This is a genomic window from Ornithinimicrobium sp. (assembly GCF_035267225.1).
In the GTDB taxonomy this organism is placed as follows: Bacteria; Actinomycetota; Actinomycetes; order Actinomycetales; family Dermatophilaceae; genus Ornithinicoccus.
Genome location: NZ_DATFMA010000009.1, coordinates 1 through 3,747 on the forward strand (window position 1 = coordinate 1; position 3,747 = coordinate 3,747).

5 protein-coding genes are annotated in these 3,747 nt (G+C 69.5%); 4 read left to right on the forward strand and 1 reads right to left on the reverse strand.

Annotated elements, in window-relative coordinates:
* A partial coding sequence (locus VJ976_RS12655) for a siderophore-interacting protein (protein ID WP_414693550.1) occupies window positions 1–432 on the reverse strand: 432 nt, incomplete at its 3' end.
* 35 nt (window positions 433–467) lie between these two features.
* Here VJ976_RS12655 and VJ976_RS00660 point away from each other — a divergent pair.
* From VJ976_RS00660 to VJ976_RS00675, 4 genes are all read left to right on the forward strand, one after another.
* Entirely contained in the window at window positions 468–1,511 is a 1,044-nt protein-coding gene (locus VJ976_RS00660) for an iron ABC transporter permease (protein ID WP_324097907.1), read from the forward strand.
* Window positions 1,508–2,554: an iron ABC transporter permease gene (locus tag VJ976_RS00665; protein WP_324097909.1), complete on the forward strand. Its 1,047-nt coding sequence runs from the start codon at window positions 1,508–1,510 to the stop codon at window positions 2,552–2,554. Before VJ976_RS00660 ends, VJ976_RS00665 begins: the two co-directional genes overlap by 4 nt.
* Window position 2,555: 1 nt before the next feature.
* Complete coding sequence (locus VJ976_RS00670) at window positions 2,556–3,368, forward strand: ABC transporter ATP-binding protein (RefSeq protein ID WP_324097911.1); 813 nt, start codon at window positions 2,556–2,558, stop codon at window positions 3,366–3,368.
* Window positions 3,369–3,482: 114 nt separating this feature from the next.
* Window positions 3,483–3,747 (forward strand): hypothetical protein (locus tag VJ976_RS00675; protein WP_324097913.1); only part of this gene is annotated, 265 nt, incomplete at its 3' end.

Consider the following 3,747-nt stretch of genomic DNA (forward strand, 5'->3'; position numbering starts at 1 on the left):
GAGCACGCCTTGGTCCAGCAGGGCAAGCTCGTCGCCGGTCTGGGCCGAGGCGGCCCATCGCGCCACCGTGCCCACCAGGTGACCGGTGCTGTCCCAGTGCAGGACCACGTCGATATCCACCTCGACGCTGCCCGACACCCGGCGGAGGTCGGCGACCGTGTAGTTGCTCACGTGAGGTCTGTGCTGCTCGGGCAGTGCGAGGTAGGACTGCCACCATTCCCGGCCCGCCACATCGGGCAGCATCAGCGCCTCACCGGGCCGCCTGGGCAGGAACAGACGAAACCACTGGTCGTATCCGGCATCGTCGAACGTGGTCAGATTCGGGCCCGCAATGGTCACGCGCTGGAACGAAGGGGACAGCCGCCGGGTCCGCAGGACCTCGGCTCTGCACATGCGGGGATGGGTCGGCATGGTCCGCGGGTAGGTCGACATTAGGTTTACCTTACTTCGTCGCTACGCTCTGCCCCGTGCCTTCACTGCGCGTGCGTCCCCGAGGCGCGGATCAGCGGTCGCCGGCCGATACCCACCTGCCGGTGGCCATGCCCGTCATGCTGGCGACGGCGCTGGTCATCTCAGCCATGGCGAGCCTGGCTTGGGGGAGCAACCACCTGAGCGTGGGCAGTGTCATGACCGGGCTGCTCGACCCGAGCCACGACGAGGGCTCGATCGTCTGGGGCTCCCGCGTGCCTCGCACGGTGCTGGGACTGATGGTCGGGGCATGTCTGGGCGTCGCGGGCGCGGTGATGCAGGGTCAGACCCGCAACCCGCTGGCCGACCCTGGGTTGTTCGGCGTCTCCGCAGGGGCCAGTCTGGCCGTCGTCGTCGGGGTCTACGTCTGGGATCTGACCTCCGTGCTGGCCATTCTCTGGCTCGCCTTCACCGGAGCGCTGCTCGCGAGCGTGGCCGTGTTCACCATCGCCGCGCTCGGACGCGGTCTGGTCAGCCCTGTGCCGCTGGCGTTGGCCGGGACGGCCGTGACCGCGCTCCTCTCGGCGATGACCTCCTTCCTGGTGCTGACCGACCAGGACACGCTCGCGGCCTACCGCATCTGGGTCGTGGGCTCGCTCTCGGGCCGGACCCTTGACGGCCTCGGCCCGGCGATGGCGCTGGCCGCGCTGGGAGCACTGCTCGCGGGGGTCAACGTGCGCTCGCTCGACGCCATGGCGCTGGGTCCCGAGCTCGCCCTAGGGCTGGGCGAGAGTCTGCTGCGCGCACGGTTGGTCGGTCTCGGGGCGATCACGCTGTTGACCGCGAGCGCCGTCGCGGTCACCGGGCCGATCGCTTTCGTCGGCCTGACCGCACCGCATGTGGCCCGCGCGCTGGTGGGGGCCTCGCACGCGCGCCTGCTACCGGTGTCGGCCTGCGTCGGGGCGACCGTGCTGCTGAGCGCTGACGTGCTCGGCCGGATGTTGCGGGGATCCAGCGAGGTCTCGGTCGGAGTGGTGCTGTCCGTGCTCGGCGGCGCCGCCTTCGTGCTCATTGTGCGACGCGGACGGGTGTCCGAGCTGTGAAGCCTCTCGCCGTGGCCCCGGCCGGGCCGCCCCGACCGCGACTGCTTGCCGTCACAGCCCTGGCCGCGGCCACCACGCTGGTCCTCGCGGTGGCCGGCATCGTGGCCGGATCGTCGGGTCTGAGCGTCCCCGACACCGTGCGTACCGTGTTCGTCGGCGGGGACGCGAGCGAGTCGTTCATCGTCTTCCAGCTGCGGCTGCCGCGTGTCTGCGCGGCTGTCCTGGTCGGCGCCTCGCTGGGCATGGCCGGAGCGTTGACCCAGTCCTTCTCGCGCAACCCCCTGGCCACGCCCGACATCATCGGGGTCACCGCGGGGGCTTCGGCCGGTGCCGTGTTCGCCATCGTCGCCGTGGGCGGCACGTATGCCGTCAGCGCCGGGGTGCTGAGCCTGGGGGTGCCGGTGATGGCGACCGTCTCCGGGTTGGCCACCGCTGCCCTGGTGTACTCCCTGTCCTGGTCCGGTGGCGTGGACAGCTACCGTCTGATCCTGATCGGGATCGGAGCCTCGGCCACTCTGACCGGGCTGACCAGCTACCTGCTCGTCCGGGCCGAGCTGAGCCTGGCTCAAGCGGCGACCCAATGGCTGGTCGGCAGCCTGTCCGGCGTCTCATGGTTAAGCGTGTGGCCGACGCTCGTCACGTTCGTCGTCCTCACCCCGATCGCCCTCACCCAGACGGGCAGCCTGGACGTGGTGCAACTGGGCGACGAAGTGGCCACCGGGCTGGGAGTCGACGTGCAGTGGCACCGCCTGGTGGTGCTAGCCAGTGCCGCCATTCTCACGTCCGTCGCCGTGTCGGCCAGCGGACCCATCGGGTTCGTAGCCTTCGTCGCGCCCCAGGTGGCGCGACGTCTCGGCAGGACGTCGCGGCCTCCCCTCATCGCCTCGGCCCTGCTCGGCGCGATCACCGTCTGCGGGGCCGATGTCCTCGGCCGGGCGGTGTTGCCCTGGACGGTGCCGGTCGGGATCATCACCGCCCTGGTGGGCGCCCCGTACCTGATCTGGCTGCTAGCCCGTGGCAACGCGTGGGAAAGGACCTCATAACGTGTCGACCCCCAGTTCCGGCACAGCCGCCCCGGCCCTCGAGGCTGAGCAGCTGAGGCTCGCCTACGGAGACCACGTTGTCTTCTCCGATCTCGATCTCGAGATCGCTCGGGGCAGCGTGACCACGCTGATCGGCGCGAACGGCAGCGGCAAGTCGACGCTGCTGAAGGCGTTCGGCCGCCTGCTCGCCCCGGCGTCCGGTCGAGTGCGTCTGTACGGCTCGCCGCTGCGTGGACAGTCTGCGCGCCAGATCGCGCGCCAGATGGCGATCCTGCCGCAGAAGCCGTTGACGCCGCAGGCCACTCGCGTTCGTGAGCTCGTCTCGCGCGGCCGTCACCCCCACCAGAGCCTGCTGCGCACGTGGCGGCAGTCAGACACCCTGGCGGTCAACGAAGCCCTAGGGGTGACCGGGCTCAGCGACCTGGCCGAGCGGGATGCCGCCTCGTTGTCGGGGGGGCAGCTTCAGCGAGCATGGATCGCCGTGGTGTTGGCCCAGGAGGCACCGGTCCTCCTGCTCGACGAACCCACGACCTTTCTCGATCTCAGCCATCAGCTCGAGGTGTTGCGAATCGTGCGACGCATCAACCGAGAGCGAGGCACGACCATCACCATGGTCCTGCACGACCTCAGCCTGGCCGCGCGGTTCTCCGACCGGCTCGTGGCCGTGCACGACGGGCGCGTCGTCGCCGACGGCGACCCCTGGAGCGTCCTCACGCCGCGGGTGCTGCGAAGCGCCTTCGCGTTGGACGCCTCGGTCGTCGCTGACCCGCAGACCTCGACGCCCCTGGTCGTGCCCCACGAGCTCAGCTCGTGATAACAGTTTGCATATTAGGTAAGCCTTACCTAAGTTAGCCGCATGGCTTCTCATCCCTCCCTGTCACCTGTTCGTCCCACTCTCACCCTCGCCGTCGTTCTGTTACTGGGCTCGATGAGCCTCAACGCCTGCGGAGCCGCCAACCAGGAAAACTCGTCGTCCCAGGTCGGTGGGAGCTCCTCGACCGACACGAGCGCGTGGACCTATACCGACGACACGGACCACCGGATCGACCTCAAGTCTGCGCCGAGGCGCATCGCGGCCTTCGCCGACCAGGCGCTCGTGCTGCTGGGCTACGGTGTCGAACCCGTCGCGATCTTCGGTCGCGTCGACGTCGCTTCCGACCCTCGTTTCGAGGACTACGATCTGTCCGACATCG